Source organism: Aeromonas sp. R2-3, from assembly GCF_040908375.1.
In the GTDB taxonomy this organism is placed as follows: Bacteria; Pseudomonadota; Gammaproteobacteria; order Enterobacterales; family Aeromonadaceae; genus Aeromonas; species Aeromonas veronii.
Window position 1 is genome coordinate 47,719 of the sequence record NZ_JBFODP010000032.1, and the last position, 18,703, is coordinate 66,421.

Below are 18,703 nucleotides of genomic sequence, written 5' to 3' on the forward strand. Positions count from 1 at the left end.
ATGGTGCGTCCTAGTGGATTCGAACCACCGACCCCCACCATGTCAAGGTGATGCTCTAACCAGCTGAGCTAAGGACGCATAATCAGTGTTCTGTAATGGTGCGTCCTAGTGGATTCGAACCACCGACCCCCACCATGTCAAGGTGGTGCTCTAACCAGCTGAGCTAAGGACGCATCACAGAAAAAGTGGTGGGTTTAATTGGATTCGAACCAACGACCCCTACCATGTCAAGGTAGTGCTCTAACCAACTGAGCTATAAACCCACTTTCTATCACTTCACTACGCCAGCGCTGCTGACGTGGTCGGCATACTACCCATGCCCCCCAAGGCTGTCAACAGGCCATATGCACAAAGGAGACTGTTTGCCCAGTTCTTGCGCAGCCTGTTGATTTTGCAGGCGAGTTGTCGCTTGCCAAGCCCTGTTACTGAGATCGCGACAGGGTAGTGCAGGCTTCCGGAGTGGCAAAGCGGCCATAGATGTAGCGCAATCTCGCCCCCAGCATCAGGGCCGCACTGGTGAGGCCGACGATAAAGCCGATCCAGAAGCCCTGCGGCCCCATCCGCGGCACCAGCCAGTCGGTCAGACCCAGGATCATGCCGGTGGGCAGCCCCAGTCCCCAGTAGGCGACGATGGTGACGTAGAAAATCGCCTGGGTATCCTTGTAACCGCGCAGCGCGGCGGCCGCGACCACCTGCACCGAGTCGGAGATTTGATAGATGGCGGCGAAGAACAGCAAGATGGCCGCCAGGACGATCACCTGCTGATCATCGGTATAGATGGAGGCGATCTGCTCGCGCAGCAGCACCGTCATGGCGGCAGTGGCAGCAGCGATGGCCATCCCCAGCATCAAGCCGGTGCGAGCCGCCACCCGGGCGTGATGGGGTTGCCCTTCGCCGATGCTGTGACCGACCCGGATGGTGACACCCACCCCGATGGAGAGGGGCAGCATAAAGACCAGGCTGGAGAAGTTGAGCGCAATCTGGTGGCTCGCCACCGTTTCGGCGCCGAAGGGGGCCAGCATCAGGGCCACCACGGTAAACAGGGTCACCTCGCAGAAGATCGCCATGGCGATGGGGAACCCTAAGCGGAACAAGCGCCAGATCCGGCTGCCGTTGGGGCGAGCCAGCTGGGAGAAGAGCCGGATCTCGGTGAAGTGACGGGAGAGCTTCACATAGAGGATCATCGCCAGCAGCATGGCCCACAGCACGATGGCCGTGGCCACGCCACAACCCACCCCGCCCAGTTTCGGCATGCCGAAGTGGCCGTGAATGAAGATGTAGTTGGCGGGAATATTGACCGCCAGCCCGACAAAGCCGATCACCATGGTAGGCATGGTGTGGGAGAGCCCCTCACTGAAGTTGCGCAGCACCTGGAACAGCACGAACGCGGGCAGACCCCACAGGATGGCGTGCAGATAACCAGTGGTCTTGGCCGCCATCACCGGCTCCACATCCATGAACTGCAACGCCAGCGGGCTGTAATAAAGCGCAATCATCGCCAGCGGGGTGACGATCAGTGCCAGCCAGAAGCCCTGATGAACTGCCGGACGGATTGCCTCCCGTTTACGGGCACCATTGAGCTGGGAGACGATGGGGGTGAGCGCCATGATGATCCCCTGCACCAGCAGGATCACCGGTAGCCAGAAGCTGGACGCCACCGACACGGCGGCCAGATCGACCGCACTCACCTGACCCGCCATCACGGTATCGACGAAGTTCATGGCGACCTGGGCGACCTGGGCGACCAGAATGGGGCTGGCTAGACGGACGAGCTGCTTCGCCTCGGACCAATAACGTTGCACTGACACCTCCGAGTGGATCAGATAAGAGTAAAAAAGAGCGGAAATCGGGAAGAGCCTTTGCACTTTCGGACGAAAGTGCAAAGGGTGGGGGAGGCATTCTAGCCTGAAATTCAGCCAGGACGAAATAGTTGCCACCCCAAGGGGCAGGATCAGGCGTCTTCGTGATCGCTGATCAGCAGGTTGGCGGCAGCATAGGCAGCCTGTTCACGCAGCTCGGCGGGTACCCGCTCATCGGCGGCGACCGCGTTGAGGGCGCGGATAGTAGCGGCGATGGCGTTTGGCACATAGCCCTGCTCGCCGGAGCCAATCTGGTTATAGGCGATACGGATCGCTTCACAGCACTCATAAACCATCATGATTTGCTTCCTTGAAAGTAAAAAGGCGAGCAAATATAGCGGTTTTGCTCGCATTTTGTCAGTCTCGCGGTTGTAATTTGCGGCAAGCCCGTTAGTTTGGTTACCCCCTTTTCCTGTTTCGGCCTCTTTGATGCTGTTCTCTTCGCGCAACTCACTGGCGATCTTCCTGACGCTGTTTGCACTTCTCGCCCTGACGCTTAAGGATGGCGCGGACAAATATCTGGTACTCCATGGCTACTCCGTGATGGAGATGGTCTGGTTTCGCTTCTTTGTTCCTTTCCTCGGTCTGCTGCTGTTGTTGCCAAGGCGCACCATGTCGGCGCTGCTGGCGGTGGATCGCTGGCTATTGTTGCGCTCGCTGCTGTTTCTGGTCTGTGCGCTGGTCTCGGTGATTGCGCTGGCCCATGTACCGCTCAACGTCTACACCATCATCTGCCAGCTTGGTTCGCTGGCCTTCGTGGTGGCGGGCGTGATCTTTTTCAGGGAGCGTCTGACCCGGGCCAAGGTGGCGGCCGTGCTGTTGGGGTTGTTTGGCGTGCTGGTGGTGACCCATCCTGACGGGGGCGACGCGAACCTCTACTATCTGCTGCCACTGGTCATTGTACTGGCCAACACCGGCTACAACCTCATCACCAAGCTGGTGGATCCACGTTTGACCACCCTCGATATCCTAATCGTCACCTGCTTCATGCTGGGGATGGTGGCAATGGTCGCACTCTGCTGGCAGCCTGCACTGTGGCGCAACCCTGGGCTTGCCGACTGGCCCTATCTGCTGGCGCTACCGGTGGTGACCCTGCTCTCCCAATATTGCCTTATCAAGGCGATGCAGTATGCGCAGGCCTCTACTCTGGCGCCCTTCTTCTATTTCCAGATCTTTTTTTCTACCCTCTGCGGCTATCTGATGTTTGGTGAAATGCCGACCCTCAGTAGTATGGCGGGGTGTCTACTCATCGTGCTGGCTGGCATAGTGGTCATCCATTCCCAGCGCCGGGCTCGTGTGCTGGCGCGGTCTGAGGCGGCGGAGCAGGTGTGACAGTTTGTACGAAACGAATTGTGTAAAAAACGGATTATGTAAAAGAAGCGGCCACAGGCCGCGATAAAAAACAGAGCGTGTTAGCAGAAACAAAGAGGTGATGATGTTTACCGGAATTGTGCAAGGTGTGGCCGAGCTGGTCGCCATCGAAGAGAGTGCTTCATTTCGTACCCACGTGATCCGCATGCCCAGCCGGGAGTGGGGCGAGGGATTGGCTCTTGGTGCCTCGGTGGCTCACAACGGCTGCTGTCTCACCGTGACCCGGATTGCAGGGGATCTGGTCAGCTTCGATCTGATGCAGGAGACCCTGCGCCTGACCAATCTCGGCAAGCTGCAGGTGGGGGACAAGGTCAACGTGGAGCGGGCCGCCCGTTTTGGTGACGAGATCGGCGGTCATGCCATGTCCGGCCATATCATCGGCATGGCAGAGGTTACCTCGGTGATCGATACCCCCAACAACCGTCAGGTGTGGTATCGCCTTGCTCCCGAGCTGATGAAATATGTGCTGACCAAGGGGTACATCGGCATCGACGGCATCAGTCTGACCATCGGCGAGGTGCGCGAGCGGGAGTTCTGCGTCCACCTGATCCCCGAGACCCTGGCCCGCACCAACCTGGGTTGGGTCAAGGCTGGCTGGCAGACCAATATCGAGATCGATCCCCAGACTCAGGCCATCGTCGATACCGTTGAGCGGGTGCTGGCGGCACGCGGGGGGCACTGAAAGGAAACTGTTCGGTTTCAATCGCCTCATAAGCAAGGGCCTGCGGTGTGCAGGCCCTTGCTATTTACATGGTGAAAAGATCCACTCAACTTTCTATGACTCGCAGTCACAACATCTGCTCAGCTCTTTGCGACTAGCACTCAAAACATCTGCTCGGCCTTTTGTGACTCGCAATCAAAACAGTTGCTCGTCATCCGCATCCACAAACAGCTGCAAGCAGTCGCGGGCTTCGTCGAGGTGAAGCCGCAGGTGGATCGGATTGCAACAGGCCATGCAATCTTCGTAAAACTCCTGATCACCCTGGCTGGCATCCAGCTCGACCCGGGTATGGTGGCCACAGTGGGGGCAGACGATGCGCTTGCTGGTGTACTCGATCATGATAACCTCCTCGGGCCCTGGGGCCGCCTATCAACCCTGATTCTAGTCGGGCTGCAGGGGGTTAACCGCGAGCAAACGCACGTTTATGACAGAGATCAAGCCTGAGGGATGGCAAGGTGCAACCGGTTGGAGTGGTCGTGTGCGAGAGGAACAATCTGGTTGTGAATGACGGGTGAAAAGAGGGGAATTGCCAACGGTTGTTTGGCAATCACAGGGGGCTGGATGCCCCCTGCGGATATGAGAACGCGAGCGCAGCAAGGCGCCGACAGGCGCTACTTGACCCAGCTGGCCAGCATCTCGCTATTCAGCTCGGCCAGCGAGCTCAGCTGGTAGTTGGCGATGGCCAAGCGTGGGTCACCCACTAAAGCGGGATCCGGCACGATCAGCGCAGTCATGGAGGCCGCCTTGGCCGCCAGCAGGCCGGTAAAGCTGTCTTCGATGGCCAGACAATGGACGGGCTCTACCCCCAGCTTTTCGGCGGCGTGGATATAAACATCCGGGTGCGGTTTGCCGAAACGCTCCACCTCGGCCGAGTGAACCGCCATAAAGCGATCGCGAATGCCGAGTTTGCCGAGCACCGCTTCTACCATCGCAAAGGGGGAGGAGGTGGCCAGACCCACTTTCAGGCCGCGGGCCTCGATAAGGTCGAGCGCTTCCAGCACACCGGCCTTGGCCTGACCTTCGGAGAGGATCAGGGCGTTGACCTGATCCAGAATGCGCTGCACAACCTCTTCCTGAGTCGGGCCGCTCCATGGGCGCAGGCGATACCAGTGGGCAACCAGCTGATCGATGCGCACGCCGATGGTCGATTCACAATCCTCGACGGTGTGGGGGTGACCCAGTTCGGAGAAAACGGCGATCTGGGCCCGTTGCCAAAAGGGTTCCGAGTCGATCAGAACACCATCCATATCGAAGATCACGGCAGCTAACATCTTGTACTCCTGACAAATTTGAAGAGGGGATTATAAGCCTGACGGGGAAATGCAAAAGGGGCATTGCCATGCCCCTTGCGCCCGATCACATCGGCAAACGTTTGTTTTGCTGTGGCAAAAAAAGCCCTTAGAACAGCACCTCGACCTTGGCGGCCACGGCTTTGGCTTTCTCTACCGCATCCTGGCAATCCTCTGCGCGGGCCAGCGCCACGCCAAGACGGCGGCGACCGGCGATCTCCGGCTTGCCAAATAGCCGCAGCTGGGCGCCCGGCACCAGCGCCAATGCCTCACCAATCCCCTGATAGCGGATATTCTGGCTGTGCCCTTCGCGCAGTACCACGGCAGAGGCGCTCGGCCCGTACTGGGTGATGGTGCCGACCGGCAGCCCCAGAATGGCGCGCACGTGCAGGGCGAACTCGGAGAGATCTTGCGAGATCAGGGTCACCATGCCGGTATCGTGGGGACGCGGCGATACCTCGCTGAACCACACCTCATCGCCCCTGATAAAGAGCTCGACTCCGAACAGGCCGTAACCGCCCAGCGCCTCGACCACCTTGGCCGCTACCTCTTTGGATCGGGCCAGCGCCAGCTCGCTCATCACCTGCGGCTGCCAGGATTCGCGGTAGTCGCCATCTTCCTGACGGTGGCCGATCGGCTCGCAGAAGTGAATGCCATCGACGGCGCGTACCGTGAGCAGGGTTATCTCGTACTCGAAGGGGACGAAGCCCTCGACGATCACCTTGCCACGACCGGCGCGGCCGCCTTCCTGGGCGTAGGTCCAGCTCTCATCGAGCTTGGCGAGATCGCGCAGTACACTCTGCCCCTTGCCGGACGAACTCATCACAGGTTTCACCACGCAGGGCAGGCCGATAGCCTCGACGGCGGCGACAAACTCCTCTTTGCTTTGGGCAAAACGGTAGGGTGAGGTGGGCAGACCCAGGGTCTCGGCGGCGAGGCGGCGGATCCCTTCCCGGTTCATGGTGAGCTGGGTAGCGCGGGCGTTGGGCACTACCTTGACCCCTTCTTGCTCAAGGGCAGCCAGGGTATCGGTGGCAATCGCTTCAATCTCGGGGATGATGAGGTCGGGTTTAACCTCGGCAACCAGGGCACGCAGGGCGTTGCCATCGAGCATGTCCAGCACGTGGGCTGCGTGGGCCACCTGCATGGCGGGGGCATTGGGGTAGCGGTCGGCGGCGATCACTTCGATCCCAAACCGTTGCAACTCGATGGCGACCTCCTTGCCAAGTTCGCCGGAGCCCAGCAGCAGGGCACGGGTGGCGCCGGGGCGGGTTGCGGTTCCAAACATACGATCTCTCCTGATGTCGATGGTCATTGTTGATGATCGCTATTACACAAATAGCGGACAAAAAAAGAGGCACGCATGGCGTACCTCAGGAAACGGGTTTGTGAGCGCGCTGCTCCAGATGGGTCAGCAAGGTAATGGCGCCAATGATGATGGCGGCGCCAAGCCACAGACGGCCTGGGGGCGCCCAGCCAAATACCAGCCAGCCCGCCAGCACGTTCATCGGCAGCTTGGCAAAATCGAAAGGCTGTACGAAGGAGGCCTCCGCCACGCTGTAGGCGCGAGCGATGGACATCTGGGCCAGTGCCGTCAACACGCCGGAGGCGGCTACCAGCAGCCATTGGCTCTCGCTCGGCCACTGCCACTCCGGCAGGGCCAGCATGACGTTGAACGGGGTACTGAAGATAAGCAGATACACCACTATGGTGTGGGATGATTCGTTGGCTGCCTGATAGCGCACCATCAGGGAGTAGCCGGCCCAGAACAGCGCCGCCGCCACCGGCAGTAGGGAGGCCCAGTTGAATTCGTCAGTCCAGGGGGCGAGGATCAGCATGGCGCCGGCAAAGCCCGCCAGGGTGGCCAGAATGCGGGTGCGGCTCACCTGCTCCTTGAGCAGCAGGGCGGAGCCCAGGGTGGCAAACAGCGGTGAGGTCATTAGCAGAGCGATCCCCTGCCAGATGGGGACGGGGTACGCCAGTGCCCAGAGCCAGAGCTGGATGCCGATCACCGCCAGCAATACCCGCAACAGGTGCAACCGGAACTGATTGGTCATCAGGGATTGGCGCAGGCCATGGCGAACCAGCCAGGGCAGCAGGCAGATCAGGGCGATCAGGTATTGATGAAAAGCGACTTGGGTCGATGGGAGGCCAAGCTTGAAGCTGACATACTGGCTCAGGCTGTTGACGGCGGCGAAGCAGAGTCCTGCCACCATCATCCAGACTGCACCGGCCAGAGGAGAGTGCCTGCGCGAGGGTATCATGGGATCCGGGTCGCTGGAAAAAAGTGCGGCGGATCATAACGGCAATCGTTTGTTCTGCCAAGGGTTGAAGCGCGGCCGCAGGGTTGGCTGGCGAGGAAGTGGCCTTGCATCAAAAAATTTGAACAAGTTGAGCATCTATTTTCGCTATCAGCAAATAAGCACAATGTTTAGAGTGACCTCCATCGACAGCAACGCTGTTCAACCGACAACCAAATGGAGTTTCACCATGGCCAATATCCTCGTACTCAAATCCAGCATCCTGGGTCAATATTCCCAATCCAACGCCCTGATCGATGGCTTCCTGGCTGACCATCAGGATGATGCCGTCACCGTGCGTGATCTGGCAGCACTCAACCTGCCGGTGCTGGATGGCGAGCTGGCCTCCGGCCTGCGCGGTGGTGATAACCTCAATGAACGTCAACTGGCGGTGATCGCCCAGTCCGACGAGCTGATCGCCGAACTCAAAGCAAGCGATCTGGTGGTGATTGCGGCCCCCATGTACAACTTCAACATCCCGACCCAGCTGAAAAACTGGATCGATCTGGTGGCTCGTGCTGGCGTCACCTTCCGCTACACCGAGACCGGTCCGGTCGGTATGGTTGAAAATACCCGTGCGCTGGTGATCAGCCCCCGTGGCGGCATGCACGTTGGCAGTGCCACCGATCTGGTCACTCCCTACATGCGTACCGTGCTCGGTTTCATCGGTATCAAAGAGGTGGATTTCATCTACGCCGAGGGGATGGGTATGGGCCCGGATGCCCAGAGCAAGGGGATGGAAGCGGCCAAAGCGCAGCTTGAGGCTCTGGCTATCTAAGGGCTCTCTCTATAAGGGCTCTCTATCCCGTCAGGGGTTATCTCTTCAAGGAGTTGCCCAGCCAGAAACAATAACGCAGCCATCAGGCTGCGTTTGTTTTTTGGCTCGATATGATTGCGACAGACGTTGCTGCTACAGAGAGTATCGCGGCAAGTGGTTGGTATAGATGTTCTGGCGGAGTCACTACTCCATCATAAAGCGGCGACAACCACGCACCAGCAGCAATGCCACCGCGACCAGCAGGCCAAGCAAGAGGGTGGTCAGCCACTGTTCGGTACTTTGCGGCATGTGGGGCGTGAAGAGGCTGATCATCAACAGGGTACAGAGCGTGATCAACAGGCTCTGTCGGGTCATCAATATCATGGGGTCATCCTTGGTTTGCTCACCTGAAACGATTTTAATGCCCTCTTGTGACAGGGTGATGTATCCGTGCATCACCCTGTTGGGGCTCTTCAGACCATATCAGGTTTTTACCGCAGAGCCAGCGCCATCACTGGCGCTGTGATCCCGATCCCGCTAGCTCTCTTTATCTGAACTGTTTCTGCGCTGGCTGGTAGTGAAAATCGCCGCTGGCGAGCCGCGCTTCCAGTGCCGCCTGATCGATCTCCTGCGCTTTGCAGAGATCATCCAGATCGTCATAGCGATCACGCAGCTGCATATTGACGACGCTCAGCAGCATGTTGATGTCCATGGTGGCGAACTTTTTCAAATCCATGATTATTTCTCCCGATCCAGTGATTGCAACTGCTCGATGGCGGCGCTGACGCTGTGCAGATGCTGGCGGATCGCCTCGCGGGATTCGCTAGGCAAATAGTCGGTCAGGGTATGTTGCCAGCTGCCCGCTTCACTCTTGAGCTGTAGGAAGAGGGCGAGCCCGGCATTGGTGAGGGAGACCAGGCTGATGCGTTTATCCTGCTCGCTGCTCTCGGTAAAGATGATCCCTTTTTCGACCAGACGGCGGATCTCGCGGGAGATGCGCACCTTGTCCATGCCGCTCGCCTCGACCAGCTCTTTCTGGCTGATGGGGTAGTTGGGGCCGAGCACCATCATCAGGCGCCATTGCGGCACGGTCAGCTGGTAACGCTGTTCATAAAACTGTTCGAAGGTATCCCGTAGCATCTCGGCGGCATGTACCAACTGATAGGGCGGGTAGTGAGCGAGTAACGCTATGATTTTTGACATATTACACCCTGCTGTGACGGCTGCATCAGATGCAGTTTCTTTTGATACTTTGACATTGATGATACGAAACTCAAGCTGATTTGTCTGACCCGGTTGCGATGAAATGTGCGGTGGCGCACGCCCTCAAGGAAAAACCGGGTCTGACCGACGGGATTTTAAGCCAACGCTGTTCAGCCTTTACGCAACCAGATGAGGGCGTTCTGCTTGAGCCAGGCTTCGCGAGTGTGGATGGCGTAGAGTGCGGCCTCGTCTCGGCTGCCTGCTTGCCAGCTTTGTGGCTCCTGTTTGGGCAGCTTGCGCTGACCCAGCAGGCAGGCCGGAATGTGCGGGTTGGCCTCGATGGCGGCCAGCAGATGGGGCTTGGCTGCCTCGGCACCCTCGGTAGCAAAGACCATCAGCGCCTTGTTGTAGAGCAACCAGCTGGAGGCTTCATCGAAGCGCACCAGCAGGGCGGCCAACGCCTGCCAATCCCCTTGCAGTGCATAGAGGGTGGAGAGGTTGTAGCGGCAACCCAGCTCATCGGCCATGCAGATTGTCAGCAGCGCCAGATATTCGGCTTTGGCCTCGCCCAGCTTGCCAAGGCGCAGCAGGCAGTCGGCGCGGCCGGCTCTGGCGGCCAGCAGAGGACGCAGCTCGGGGGCACTCCAGCCGTGGCCGTCGATTTGCTGCCAGAAGGCTTCATCAAAGAGCGGAGTGGCATCGGCGATGATCTTCTCGAACCAGCCGAGGCGGGCCTGATGATCGCGGCAGCTGTCGGCCAGCTCGAACCAGGTCTGCCACTGTTGGGCCTGCTCGCCATTGAGGGCCACATCGGCGCTGGGGGCGGCCTGATACTGGTCGAGGTTGAGCAACTGGTTGAGGGCGGTTTTCATGTTCTGGCGCTGGCGTTTGCAGAACTCGACAAAGGGGAGTTCGCTGGCGGCTGCGCTATAGAGCATCTGGGCCATCTGCTTGTCGCGAAACAGGCTCAGCTCGGCGGCCAGACTGAAGCGGTACTGGGTGGTCGGGTCGTTCAAATCCTTCGGCTTGGGCCAGGTGGCAAAACCCATGCTGAAGCCATAACACCATTGACCGAGGGGGTGGCTCTGTTCGAACACCTGCTCGGGGTTATCGCTGGGCAGGCGGCACTGGCTGGGCAGGGCCAGCTGAGCTTCGTCGGCCTGGGATTCCAGCTCGGCGATCAGGTGGTTGAGGGCTTCTGCGCTTTTTTCATCCAACTCGGCATCCTGTTCCAGCAGACCAGCCAGCGGGCGTTGCCAGTCAGGGCTTTCCGGCCCCACCAGACGAGCACAGAGAAAACCGTGCAGGGCCGGGTAGGTCATGTCCTGATCGCTGTTGCTCTGGATCCATTGATTAAGATGGCGGGTGCGAGTGGATGGGTTCATCGACAGTTCCTCTGGATTTGAACAGCCGCGAAGTCTACCTAAAAGTGGGGTTATTTGCAGCAAATGGCCGCCTGTTTGGCGATTTAATCACCATTGGCGGATAAGATAGGGGCGAAAGGGCGGCTCGTGGTGGCTTGGGGACTAGGCCGGATCACCGCTCTTGAGGTAACATGCGCGCCCATAGGGGCCATGTTCAGTTGGCCCATCCGGGTAATGAAAAAAGAGAGCACCATGATACAGATTGGCAAGATGAACACCCTCACCGTTGTTGAACTCGAAGACCGTGGCGCCTGGCTTGCGGCCGATGAGTACGGTGAACTGCTGCTGCCCAAGCGTCAACTGCCGGAAGGGGTGAAAGAGGGGGATAGCGTGCAGGTCTTCCTCTATCTGGATGCCGATTGCGAGCCGGTGATCACCACCGACAAGCCATTTGCCATGGTGGACGAATTTGCCGGTCTGAAAGTGGTCAATGCCAACAAGATTGGTGCTTTCCTCGACTGGGGCATGAAAAAGGATCTGTTTGTGCCCAGCCGCGAGCAGAACAAGCCGATGCAGGTGGGCCACGTTTATCTGGTGCGTCTGCAACTGGATAACGAAGGGCGCATGGTCGGCACCAGCCGCATCGAGCGTTTCCTGACCCCGGCCGGCAGCAACTTCAAGGTTGGTGACGAAGTGACCGCGCTGCCGGGCGAGCACTCGCCCCTTGGCATCAAGGTGATCGTCAACGGTCAGTATCCCGGCATGCTGTTCAAGAACGAGGTGTTTGGCCGGGTGATGACCGGTCGGCCGCAAACCGCCTGGGTCAAGCAGGTGCGCGAAGATGGCAAGCTCGATCTGACCCTGCAAAAGCCGGGTCTTGCGCGGGTTGATGACGCTGGTGAGCGCATTCTGAGCCGGATGAAAAAGCAGGGCGGCAGTCTGGCGGTGGGTGACAAGAGCGAACCCGAGCTCATCTACAAGCTGTTCAGCATGAGCAAGGGTACCTTCAAGAAGGCGATCGGCGGCCTCTACAAGCAGGGCAAGATTGTCATCGAAGACAATGCCATCACTCTGGTGGCCACAGAGACCGACTCGGCAGTGGATAGCGAATAAGATGCCGAGTCCCTGTGTTGGTCTCTGCAAGGCGAAAGACGGGCTTTGCCTTGGTTGTGGCCGCACCCTGAGCGAGATCGGCCACTGGTCGGCGATGGATAGCAAGGCCCAGCTGGCGGTGATGGCCGAGCTGGATGGCTCGAAAAGCACTCACCGCTGTCCGGGTTGTGGCGAACCGGCCTATTGCGCCGTCTCTGCCGGTCAGACCATTGCGCAGTGCTGGTGCAGTCAGTTGCCGGTACTGCCGATGCAGGAGGCCAGCGCTTGCTGGTGCCGCCGCTGTCTGGCCAAGGCCATCGCAGCGCAGGATTAGCAGAGAACAGCAATAAGAGTGCACAGAAACAAGAAAGGCGCCGATGGCGCCTTTTTTATGCCTGCTGCTGGCGATGCCAGCGCACATGCACTTGATCTTCGGTCAGCAGACGGGGCAGCAGGAAGGTGGCGAAGATCACCTCAAACTCATCCTGATGATCCAGCAAACCGACCCACACTTCGACCCAGCGCTCCATATCGACCGGCTCACCCAGCTCGGTCGACCAGTCGGCATTGGGCAGAGTCGCCTCCACGGCGCCACGCTGCTCAAACTCCAGGGTGATGTCGACTATTTGTTCGGGGGCCAGCATATCGGCGGCCTGCTCAAGAAACTGATCATAGGCCCATTCGACCAGCTGATCCGGGGTACGCTGTTCCATGAAATCACTCCAGATACATCGAGGTTCGCTACTGTAACAATTATTGGCTGTGGCGGCCAGACCAGTGCGCCGGGCGTGCCTGACCTGTCCAAGTTGCCGTTGGGGGAGTATGGTTAAGGCGCGGATCATCTGGCAGGGAGTAAGGGGATGAAGCAGCGGGGACGGCGGCAACAGATCAAGCGACGGCGCGAGGCCTGGTGGTGGCACTATCTGCCGCTTCACCGCGAGACGGTGGGCGGCCATCTGGGCCCACCGGAGAAACCCGATGAGCCCTGAGGATCAGTCGGCCTGATGCACCCGATTGAGGGTGATCTGGCCCAGTTGTCCCATCTGGCGGCGGATCCAGACCGAGCGCTTCTGCACATAGGGTGACGGGGGCTTGACCCGATAACGCCACGGATTGGGCAGGGCGGCGGCCAGCAGGGATGACTCGTAGCGGGTCAAGCGGCTGGCCGGTTTGCCAAAGTAGGTGCGGGCGGCGGCTTCGGCGCCATAGATGCCGGGGCCGAACTCCACGATATTGAGGTAGACCTCGAGAATGCGGGCCTTGTCCCAACCCAGCTCCATCAGCAGGGTAAACCAGGCCTCCAGCCCCTTGCGCAGGAAACTGCGATCACTCCACATAAAGAGGTTCTTGGCGGTCTGCTGGCTGAGGGTGCTGGCACCGCGCACCCGTTCGCTGTGCTGGTTGTGCTTGAGTGCGGCGTTGATGGCATCCATGTCAAAGCCGTTGTGATCTGCAAAGCGCTGATCCTCGGCGGCGATCACCGCCAGTTGCAGCTCCTTGGAGATGGACTCCAGATCTACCCATTGATGGCGCACCTGGGTGATCTTGGCGGGCGGAAAGAGGGCCCGCTCGATACGCCAGCTCCACATCGGCGGATCGATAAAACGTAGCAAGGCGACCGAGCCGACCGAGCAGAGCAGCCCGGCCAGCGCGATCTTGCCTGCCCACCTCAACACCCGGCGCCCAAACGATGCAGATGCGCGCACTGGGGCCACGGCGTCAGGGCCAGACTCCCACTGATAGTGGCTGGGATCATCGGGATCCGGAATTATTGGGGCAGCCATTCGATGTGGCAGAACTTCTCGTCAACACGGCGGGAGAGCAGCATGCGGGCAAACAGATGCTCATACTCTTGTTCTTCATTGCCAAGGCCAACCCAGATCTCGGCATAGTCGGTGTCGCTCACCGCAAAACCCACGTCCGCTTCCCAGTCATCGGCCGGATCGGTTTCGGCCAGCAGGCCGCGATCGTTGAACTCCTGATTGAAGCGGGCGATCTCCTGCTCCGGCAGGTTGTCAGAGGCCAGCTCCATAAAGAGTTCGAGGGCGGTATCGAGCAGTTCCTCGACGCTGTGCATTTCGTCATTCATAGACATAAGCGGTCTGTTCCAGAAAAGAGAAAAAGGTGCCATCGCAGATCACAGCCTGCGGGGCGGCGCTATTCTAGCGGTCGGCAGACCCCTTGGCGAGATGAGGCGAGCCGCTGTGGCCTGTTTTTGTGCCAATAAAAAACCGGATCCAGTGACAGGATCCGGTCTTCATTGGGGGAAGGGGTCACGCATAGGGCGTCAGCTCATCCCTTCTTGTCATCGGCGAAGGTGATGTTGAGCTCCAGTACCGACAGCTCATCACTCTTCTGATCCAGTTGGACGGTTATCTTCTCCGGATCAATGTTGACGTATTTGCGGATCACATCGAGGATGTCCTGCTTGAGCTGGGGCAGGTAATCCGGCCCCCCTCTGGATGAACGCTCGTGAGCAACAATGATCTGCAACCGCTCTTTGGCCAGTTGTGCGGTGTTCTGTTTCTTGTTGGAACGAAAATAATCCAATAATGACATGTTTAACTCCCGAACAGTCGGCTAAAGAAGCCCTTCTTCTCTTCTTCCAGAAAACGAAATTCCTTGGCATCGCCCAGCAGGCGGGACACCGCATCTTCGTAGGCCTGACCGGCATCGGACTCCTTGTCCAGAATGACCGGTTCGCCGGAGTTGGAGGCGCGCAGCACCGCCTGGGACTCCGGGATCACCCCGAGTAGCGGGATGGCCAGGATCTCCTGCACATCCTGCACGCTCAGCATGTCGCCGCGGTTGACGCGGGTCGGGCAGTAGCGGGTCAGCAGCAGGTGCTCCTTGATGGGGTCTTCGCCACGCTCGGCGCGACGGGACTTGGAGGCCAGGATGCCAAGGATGCGGTCGGAGTCACGCACGGAAGAGACTTCCGGGTTGGTGGTGACGATCGCTTCATCGGCAAAATAGAGCGCCATCAGCGCGCCCGCCTCGATCCCCGCCGGGGAGTCGCAGACGATGTAATCGAACTTCATCTCCGCCAGTTGATCCAGGATCTTCTCGACCCCCTCACGGGTGAGGGCATCTTTGTCCCGGGTCTGGGAGGCGGGCAGGATAAACAGATTTTCCGAGCGTTTGTCCTTGATCAGCGCCTGATTGAGGTTTGCTTCCCCATTGATGACGTTGACGAAGTCATACACCACGCGCCGCTCGCAGCCCATGATGAGATCCAGGTTTCTCAGACCGATGTCAAAGTCAATGACCACTGTCTTGTGACCACGCTGGGCTAAGCCGGTGCTCAGGGCCGCACTGGTTGTGGTCTTGCCAACGCCACCTTTACCCGATGTAACGACTATGATTCGCGCCATTCTCGCTTCCTTGTAACTCTATTTGATACGGTCTATTCGGAGTTGTTCATTGTCCAGCCGGACGTGTACCGGTTGCTGGATCAGGCCTGCCGGCAATGCATCGCTCAGCTGGAATGTGCCCGCGATGGAGAGCAGCTCGGCCTGTAATTGCTGGCAATAGATCCGGGCCTGGGTGTTGCCCCGGGCACCGGCAATGGCTCTGCCACGCAGGGTGCCATAAATATGAATGCTGTCGTCGGCGAGCACTTCGGCTCCCGGACTGACGGACCCCAGCACCACCAGCGAGGTGCCGGCTGCGTAAATCTGCTGGCCGGAACGAACCGGTCCCACATGTACCTTGCTCGGGATCAAGGGGGCGGGTTCGGGCTCGGGAGCCACCTCAGGGGCGGTTGGCGCGGGGGCAGGCTCGGGTTCCGGTTCGCTCTTGCGACTCTTGCCCGAGGCCATCACGGCCAGTCCCACCGCCTTGGCGGCTGTCTTCATCTCTTCACTGCGCGCACCCGTGATGCCGACCAGCACAAACTCTTCGGACTCCACCAGCTCCTTGAGCTGTTCGAAATCGGGAATATGTTCCAGTCGGGAAACATTGATCACCAGCGGCGCACAATTAAAAAAGTAGGGTGCCTGGGCCACTTTTTCGGCCAACAACTGACGTATCCGCTCAGGCTCGCCATCGCTGATATGCAACACAGAAATAGTGAAGGTGGTCCCTTTCAATTCGTTATCGCGCTCAACCATGAATCTTCCCCGAGGCAGAGATGCTAATCCGTTATTGTTATTCAATTCCTGATGTTATAGTTTGCCCCCATCAGAGGCAATAAACTCGTCGGATTATATCAATTTCCATGTTGTGTGCAGTCTATAAAAGTCGCAAAAAAGCCGAGACCTACCTTTTTGTTGAAAAAAGAGAGGATTTCTCCCGCGTTCCCGAGCCACTGCTGAGCGCATTCGGGCGTCCCGAGCTGGTGCTGATGACCAAGCTGGATCCGGCCAAGCCCTTGGGGCTGGCTGATGTCGGCAAGGTGATGGCCGCGCTGACCAACCAGGGGTTCTACCTGCAGGTGCCGCCGCCTCCCGAGAATTTGCTGGAGCAGCACAAGGCCAGCCTGAAAAAACCATCCTGAATATCCAGCCCCGTTGTGCGTTCTGCCAAGCGGGGCTAATTCTTTGTGACTCTGCATGACACATTCCGGCCCCGGTGAGGTGGCCTGCGATAATCCCGTGACAGGATCTGGCCAAATTAAACCCTCCCTTTGGTGATATTCACTTTTCGCTGTTTAAATAGAAAGTCAATCTGCTCCCAACACCATATCCTCAACCTTTGCTGGCGCTCACAAAAATAGCGAGTGGCGCGTACTCATATCCGCCATTTCAACGGCTATTGGCTCATTCATCGATTATTTTCAGCCTCTTACTTGGGCGCTTTTTTGGCCTCCACTGTGCGATGAGTTATCCATCAAATGGGGTGCAAAGAGGGCGGTGATCACTGCGCTAAAACCAGTTTGAGTGATGCGCTGTGGCCAAAATGATGAGCTAATCCCCTGTTTGTGTGCTTGATTGTTTGCCTTGATCACGAAAGTGCCACATAGGTTGAAATCAATGTGGCGGCGTGATAATCCGCAGGGTGAGTGGAACCGCGTCTTGCCAAACAAGGGTATGACCAAAGGGGGGATATTGAGCTGAGGGACCATCTCGATATCGATTAGTTGTGAAATTGTGACTGGGGCAAGATAGCAGGTACAGGTTTCATGTAGGGGCGTAATGTCCCTTTCAATGCATTGAGAAGAGTGAATCAAGGTATGTAATTAGAGAGGCATTTAGATAAGGCAATCAGCATTGCTGTGGCGTAGCAGGGGTATATCCGCGACGCCATGCCGTGAAATGACTGGTATACCGGTATAAGTGCCCAGCATTCCATTCGGGCAATAAAAAAGGCGGGATATCCCGCCTTTGTGCAGATGAGGGTCGCAACCCTTATTTATTCGCAGGCAACCTGCATCACCTTGATGGCCAGACCGCCACGGGAGGTTTCACGATACTTGGAGTCCATGTCCTTGCCGGTGATGTACATGGTCTCGATCACCTTGTCTAGGGAGACGCGCGGCTTGGAGGTACGACGCAGGGCCATACGGGAGGCGTTGACCGCTTTCATGGCTGCGATGGCGTTACGCTCGATGCAAGGCACCTGTACCTGACCGGCAACCGGATCACAGGTCAGACCCAGGTTGTGCTCCATGCCGATTTCGGCGGCTTCGCAGACGTGCTCCGGGCTACCGCCCATCAGCTCGGTCAGACCGGCAGCGGCCATGGAGCAGGAGACACCCACTTCACCCTGACAGCCCACTTCGGCGCCGGAGATGGAGGCGTTCATCTTGTAGAGGATACCGACGGCACCGGCAGCCAGATAGAAACGGGTGTACTCGTCGCGGCCAACCGGCTGGATGAACTTGTCGTAGTAAGCCAGTACGGCTGGGATGATACCGGCAGCGCCGTTGGTCGGTGCAGTGACCACGCGGCCACCGGCAGCGTTCTCTTCACTCACGGCCAGAGCGAACATGTTGACCCAGTCAACGATGTTCATCGGATCGCTCGAGAGGTTCTCGTTGGTGTTGAGCTGGCGGTAGAGCGGCGCGGCACGACGGGGTACGCGCAGCGGGCCGGAGAGAACGCCTTCGGTACGGCAGCCTCGCTCGATACCTTCACGCATGGTGTTCCAGATCTTGCCGAACTTCTTGTAGATCTCTTCCGGAGTGTTGAAGCACTTCTCGTTTTCCATCATCAGGGCAGAGATGGAGAGACCGGTCTGGCTGCAGTGGGCAACCAGCTCAGCGGCGCTCTTGAACGGATAGCGTACGGACATGTCGCCGCTGTCAGCCTTGCCGAAGTTCTCTTCGTCAACGATGAAACCGCCACCGATGGAGTAGTAGGTCTTGCTGTAGACCACTTCATCTTCGATCAGAGCAGTCAGCTTCATGCCGTTTTCGTGCAGCGGCAGGGCTTCGTCGTGGAATACCATGGCGTCACGCGGGAAGCTGACGGTGTGGCAGTGCAGGCCGATCGGCAGGCGCTCGGTCTGCTCAACACGTGAGATAAACTCGGGGATGGCATCGATATCGACATTTTCCGGCAGGTTGCCAGCCAGGCCCATGATGATGGCAGTGTCGGTATGGTGGCCTTTGCCGGTCCAGGAGAGGGAGCCGTAGACATCGACATTGATCCGGGTTACATCGCGGATCTTGCCGCCCGCGCGCAGCTCGTCAACAAACTGTTTGGCCGCTTTCATCGGGCCAACAGTGTGGGAAGAAGAGGGGCCTACACCGATTTTGAAGATATCAAAAACGCTGATCATGTCACTATTACCTCAGGGTAGAAG

The 18,703-nt window shown here is 58.5% G+C and carries 24 protein-coding genes and 3 tRNA genes; 7 read left to right on the forward strand and 20 right to left on the reverse strand.

Translation table 11 applies throughout. From position 1 onward, the window contains the following. Position 1: 1 nt before the first annotated feature. From AB5Z02_RS17745 to AB5Z02_RS17765, 5 genes are all read right to left on the reverse strand, one after another. Positions 2-78, reverse strand: a tRNA-Val gene (locus tag AB5Z02_RS17745). An 18-nt stretch (positions 79-96) separates the two neighbouring features. Next, positions 97-173, reverse strand: a tRNA-Val gene (locus AB5Z02_RS17750). Between the two features lie 13 nt (positions 174-186). Beyond that, positions 187-263: transfer RNA gene (locus tag AB5Z02_RS17755), tRNA-Val, on the reverse strand. Between the two features lie 159 nt (positions 264-422). Further along, positions 423-1,802 carry an MATE family efflux transporter gene (locus AB5Z02_RS17760; protein WP_005360967.1) on the reverse strand — a complete coding sequence of 460 codons (1,380 nt, stop codon included), beginning with the start codon at positions 1,800-1,802 and terminating at the stop codon, positions 423-425. Between the two features lie 149 nt (positions 1,803-1,951). Continuing rightward, entirely contained in the window at positions 1,952-2,158 is a 207-nt protein-coding gene (locus AB5Z02_RS17765) for a YaeP family protein (protein WP_005336882.1), read from the reverse strand. Positions 2,159-2,288: 130 nt separating this feature from the next. On the opposite strand from AB5Z02_RS17765, the gene AB5Z02_RS17770 reads away from it, so the two are divergent. Further along, positions 2,289-3,191 carry a DMT family transporter gene (locus AB5Z02_RS17770; protein ID WP_231720894.1) on the forward strand — a complete coding sequence of 301 codons (903 nt, stop codon included), beginning with the start codon at positions 2,289-2,291 and terminating at the stop codon, positions 3,189-3,191. Positions 3,192-3,294: 103 nt separating this feature from the next. Next, the gene (locus tag AB5Z02_RS17775; RefSeq protein WP_110303774.1) at positions 3,295-3,912 is read left to right on the forward strand and encodes a riboflavin synthase subunit alpha; all 618 of its coding nucleotides are present in this window, start codon (positions 3,295-3,297) and stop codon (positions 3,910-3,912) included. Between the two features lie 174 nt (positions 3,913-4,086). On the opposite strand, the gene AB5Z02_RS17780 is transcribed toward AB5Z02_RS17775, so the two are convergent. The 4 genes from AB5Z02_RS17780 to AB5Z02_RS17795 all read right to left on the reverse strand — a co-directional run bounded on the left by AB5Z02_RS17780 (position 4,087) and on the right by AB5Z02_RS17795 (position 7,504). Beyond that, on the reverse strand, positions 4,087-4,290 hold the full coding sequence (locus AB5Z02_RS17780) for a CPXCG motif-containing cysteine-rich protein (RefSeq protein ID WP_106843630.1): 204 nt from the start codon (positions 4,288-4,290) through the stop codon (positions 4,087-4,089). Between the two features lie 272 nt (positions 4,291-4,562). Further along, on the reverse strand, positions 4,563-5,222 hold the full coding sequence (gene hxpB / locus AB5Z02_RS17785; protein WP_107683061.1) for a hexitol phosphatase HxpB: 660 nt from the start codon (positions 5,220-5,222) through the stop codon (positions 4,563-4,565). A 127-nt stretch (positions 5,223-5,349) separates the two neighbouring features. Beyond that, the gene (gene purT, locus AB5Z02_RS17790; RefSeq protein ID WP_368216568.1) at positions 5,350-6,528 is read right to left on the reverse strand and encodes a formate-dependent phosphoribosylglycinamide formyltransferase; all 1,179 of its coding nucleotides are present in this window, start codon (positions 6,526-6,528) and stop codon (positions 5,350-5,352) included. Positions 6,529-6,613: 85 nt separating this feature from the next. Then, positions 6,614-7,504 carry a DMT family transporter gene (locus tag AB5Z02_RS17795; RefSeq protein WP_069528158.1) on the reverse strand — a complete coding sequence of 297 codons (891 nt, stop codon included), beginning with the start codon at positions 7,502-7,504 and terminating at the stop codon, positions 6,614-6,616. A gap of 226 nt (positions 7,505-7,730) precedes the next feature. On the opposite strand from AB5Z02_RS17795, the gene AB5Z02_RS17800 reads away from it, so the two are divergent. After that, complete coding sequence (locus tag AB5Z02_RS17800; protein WP_005352326.1) at positions 7,731-8,318, forward strand: FMN-dependent NADH-azoreductase; 588 nt, start codon at positions 7,731-7,733, stop codon at positions 8,316-8,318. Between the two features lie 183 nt (positions 8,319-8,501). On the opposite strand, the gene AB5Z02_RS17805 is transcribed toward AB5Z02_RS17800, so the two are convergent. The 4 genes from AB5Z02_RS17805 to AB5Z02_RS17820 all read right to left on the reverse strand — a co-directional run bounded on the left by AB5Z02_RS17805 (position 8,502) and on the right by AB5Z02_RS17820 (position 10,885). Then, complete coding sequence (locus tag AB5Z02_RS17805; RefSeq protein ID WP_075115065.1) at positions 8,502-8,681, reverse strand: hypothetical protein; 180 nt, start codon at positions 8,679-8,681, stop codon at positions 8,502-8,504. A gap of 163 nt (positions 8,682-8,844) precedes the next feature. Then, positions 8,845-9,033: a DUF4250 domain-containing protein gene (locus AB5Z02_RS17810; protein ID WP_019445848.1), complete on the reverse strand. Its 189-nt coding sequence runs from the start codon at positions 9,031-9,033 to the stop codon at positions 8,845-8,847. A gap of 2 nt (positions 9,034-9,035) precedes the next feature. Then, positions 9,036-9,500 carry a MarR family winged helix-turn-helix transcriptional regulator gene (locus tag AB5Z02_RS17815; protein ID WP_005336856.1) on the reverse strand — a complete coding sequence of 155 codons (465 nt, stop codon included), beginning with the start codon at positions 9,498-9,500 and terminating at the stop codon, positions 9,036-9,038. 170 nt (positions 9,501-9,670) lie between these two features. Beyond that, positions 9,671-10,885, reverse strand: a complete 1,215-nt coding sequence (locus AB5Z02_RS17820; protein WP_368216569.1) for a UPF0149 family protein — start codon at positions 10,883-10,885, stop codon at positions 9,671-9,673. Between the two features lie 231 nt (positions 10,886-11,116). Here AB5Z02_RS17820 and AB5Z02_RS17825 point away from each other — a divergent pair, with 231 nt between their 5' ends. Both AB5Z02_RS17825 and AB5Z02_RS17830 read left to right on the forward strand, forming a co-directional pair. After that, positions 11,117-11,977: a S1 RNA-binding domain-containing protein gene (locus tag AB5Z02_RS17825; RefSeq protein ID WP_005336853.1), complete on the forward strand. Its 861-nt coding sequence runs from the start codon at positions 11,117-11,119 to the stop codon at positions 11,975-11,977. A 1-nt stretch (position 11,978) separates the two neighbouring features. Beyond that, on the forward strand, positions 11,979-12,290 hold the full coding sequence (locus tag AB5Z02_RS17830; RefSeq protein ID WP_108614012.1) for a DUF1289 domain-containing protein: 312 nt from the start codon (positions 11,979-11,981) through the stop codon (positions 12,288-12,290). A gap of 55 nt (positions 12,291-12,345) precedes the next feature. On the opposite strand, the gene AB5Z02_RS17835 is transcribed toward AB5Z02_RS17830, so the two are convergent. Beyond that, positions 12,346-12,669, reverse strand: coding sequence for an HI1450 family dsDNA-mimic protein (locus AB5Z02_RS17835; protein ID WP_005336851.1), 324 nt, complete (start codon positions 12,667-12,669; stop codon positions 12,346-12,348). Positions 12,670-12,816: 147 nt separating this feature from the next. Here AB5Z02_RS17835 and AB5Z02_RS17840 point away from each other — a divergent pair, with 147 nt between their 5' ends. Beyond that, the gene (locus tag AB5Z02_RS17840; RefSeq protein WP_019445852.1) at positions 12,817-12,945 is read left to right on the forward strand and encodes a hypothetical protein; all 129 of its coding nucleotides are present in this window, start codon (positions 12,817-12,819) and stop codon (positions 12,943-12,945) included. A gap of 3 nt (positions 12,946-12,948) precedes the next feature. Here the strand turns inward: AB5Z02_RS17840 and mtgA are convergent, their stop codons facing one another. From mtgA to minC, 5 genes are all read right to left on the reverse strand, one after another. Beyond that, complete coding sequence (gene mtgA / locus AB5Z02_RS17845; RefSeq protein ID WP_162517549.1) at positions 12,949-13,740, reverse strand: monofunctional biosynthetic peptidoglycan transglycosylase; 792 nt, start codon at positions 13,738-13,740, stop codon at positions 12,949-12,951. Further along, the gene (locus AB5Z02_RS17850; protein ID WP_005352317.1) at positions 13,725-14,051 is read right to left on the reverse strand and encodes an HI1450 family dsDNA-mimic protein; all 327 of its coding nucleotides are present in this window, start codon (positions 14,049-14,051) and stop codon (positions 13,725-13,727) included. The genes mtgA and AB5Z02_RS17850 overlap by 16 nt, the downstream gene beginning before the upstream one ends. A 197-nt stretch (positions 14,052-14,248) precedes the next feature. Continuing rightward, positions 14,249-14,515 carry a cell division topological specificity factor MinE gene (gene minE, locus AB5Z02_RS17855; RefSeq protein WP_005336848.1) on the reverse strand — a complete coding sequence of 89 codons (267 nt, stop codon included), beginning with the start codon at positions 14,513-14,515 and terminating at the stop codon, positions 14,249-14,251. Positions 14,516-14,517: 2 nt separating this feature from the next. Continuing rightward, the gene (gene minD, locus AB5Z02_RS17860; RefSeq protein WP_005336847.1) at positions 14,518-15,330 is read right to left on the reverse strand and encodes a septum site-determining protein MinD; all 813 of its coding nucleotides are present in this window, start codon (positions 15,328-15,330) and stop codon (positions 14,518-14,520) included. 18 nt (positions 15,331-15,348) lie between these two features. Further along, positions 15,349-16,068, reverse strand: coding sequence for a septum site-determining protein MinC (gene minC, locus AB5Z02_RS17865; RefSeq protein ID WP_219263829.1), 720 nt, complete (start codon positions 16,066-16,068; stop codon positions 15,349-15,351). A gap of 107 nt (positions 16,069-16,175) precedes the next feature. Here minC and AB5Z02_RS17870 point away from each other — a divergent pair, with 107 nt between their 5' ends. Further along, positions 16,176-16,454 carry a YcgL domain-containing protein gene (locus tag AB5Z02_RS17870; RefSeq protein ID WP_005360946.1) on the forward strand — a complete coding sequence of 93 codons (279 nt, stop codon included), beginning with the start codon at positions 16,176-16,178 and terminating at the stop codon, positions 16,452-16,454. An 854-nt stretch (positions 16,455-17,308) separates the two neighbouring features. Here the strand turns inward: AB5Z02_RS17870 and AB5Z02_RS17875 are convergent. Beyond that, entirely contained in the window at positions 17,309-18,679 is a 1,371-nt protein-coding gene (locus AB5Z02_RS17875; protein ID WP_005336844.1) for an L-serine ammonia-lyase, read from the reverse strand. Positions 18,680-18,703: the final 24 nt, after the last annotated feature.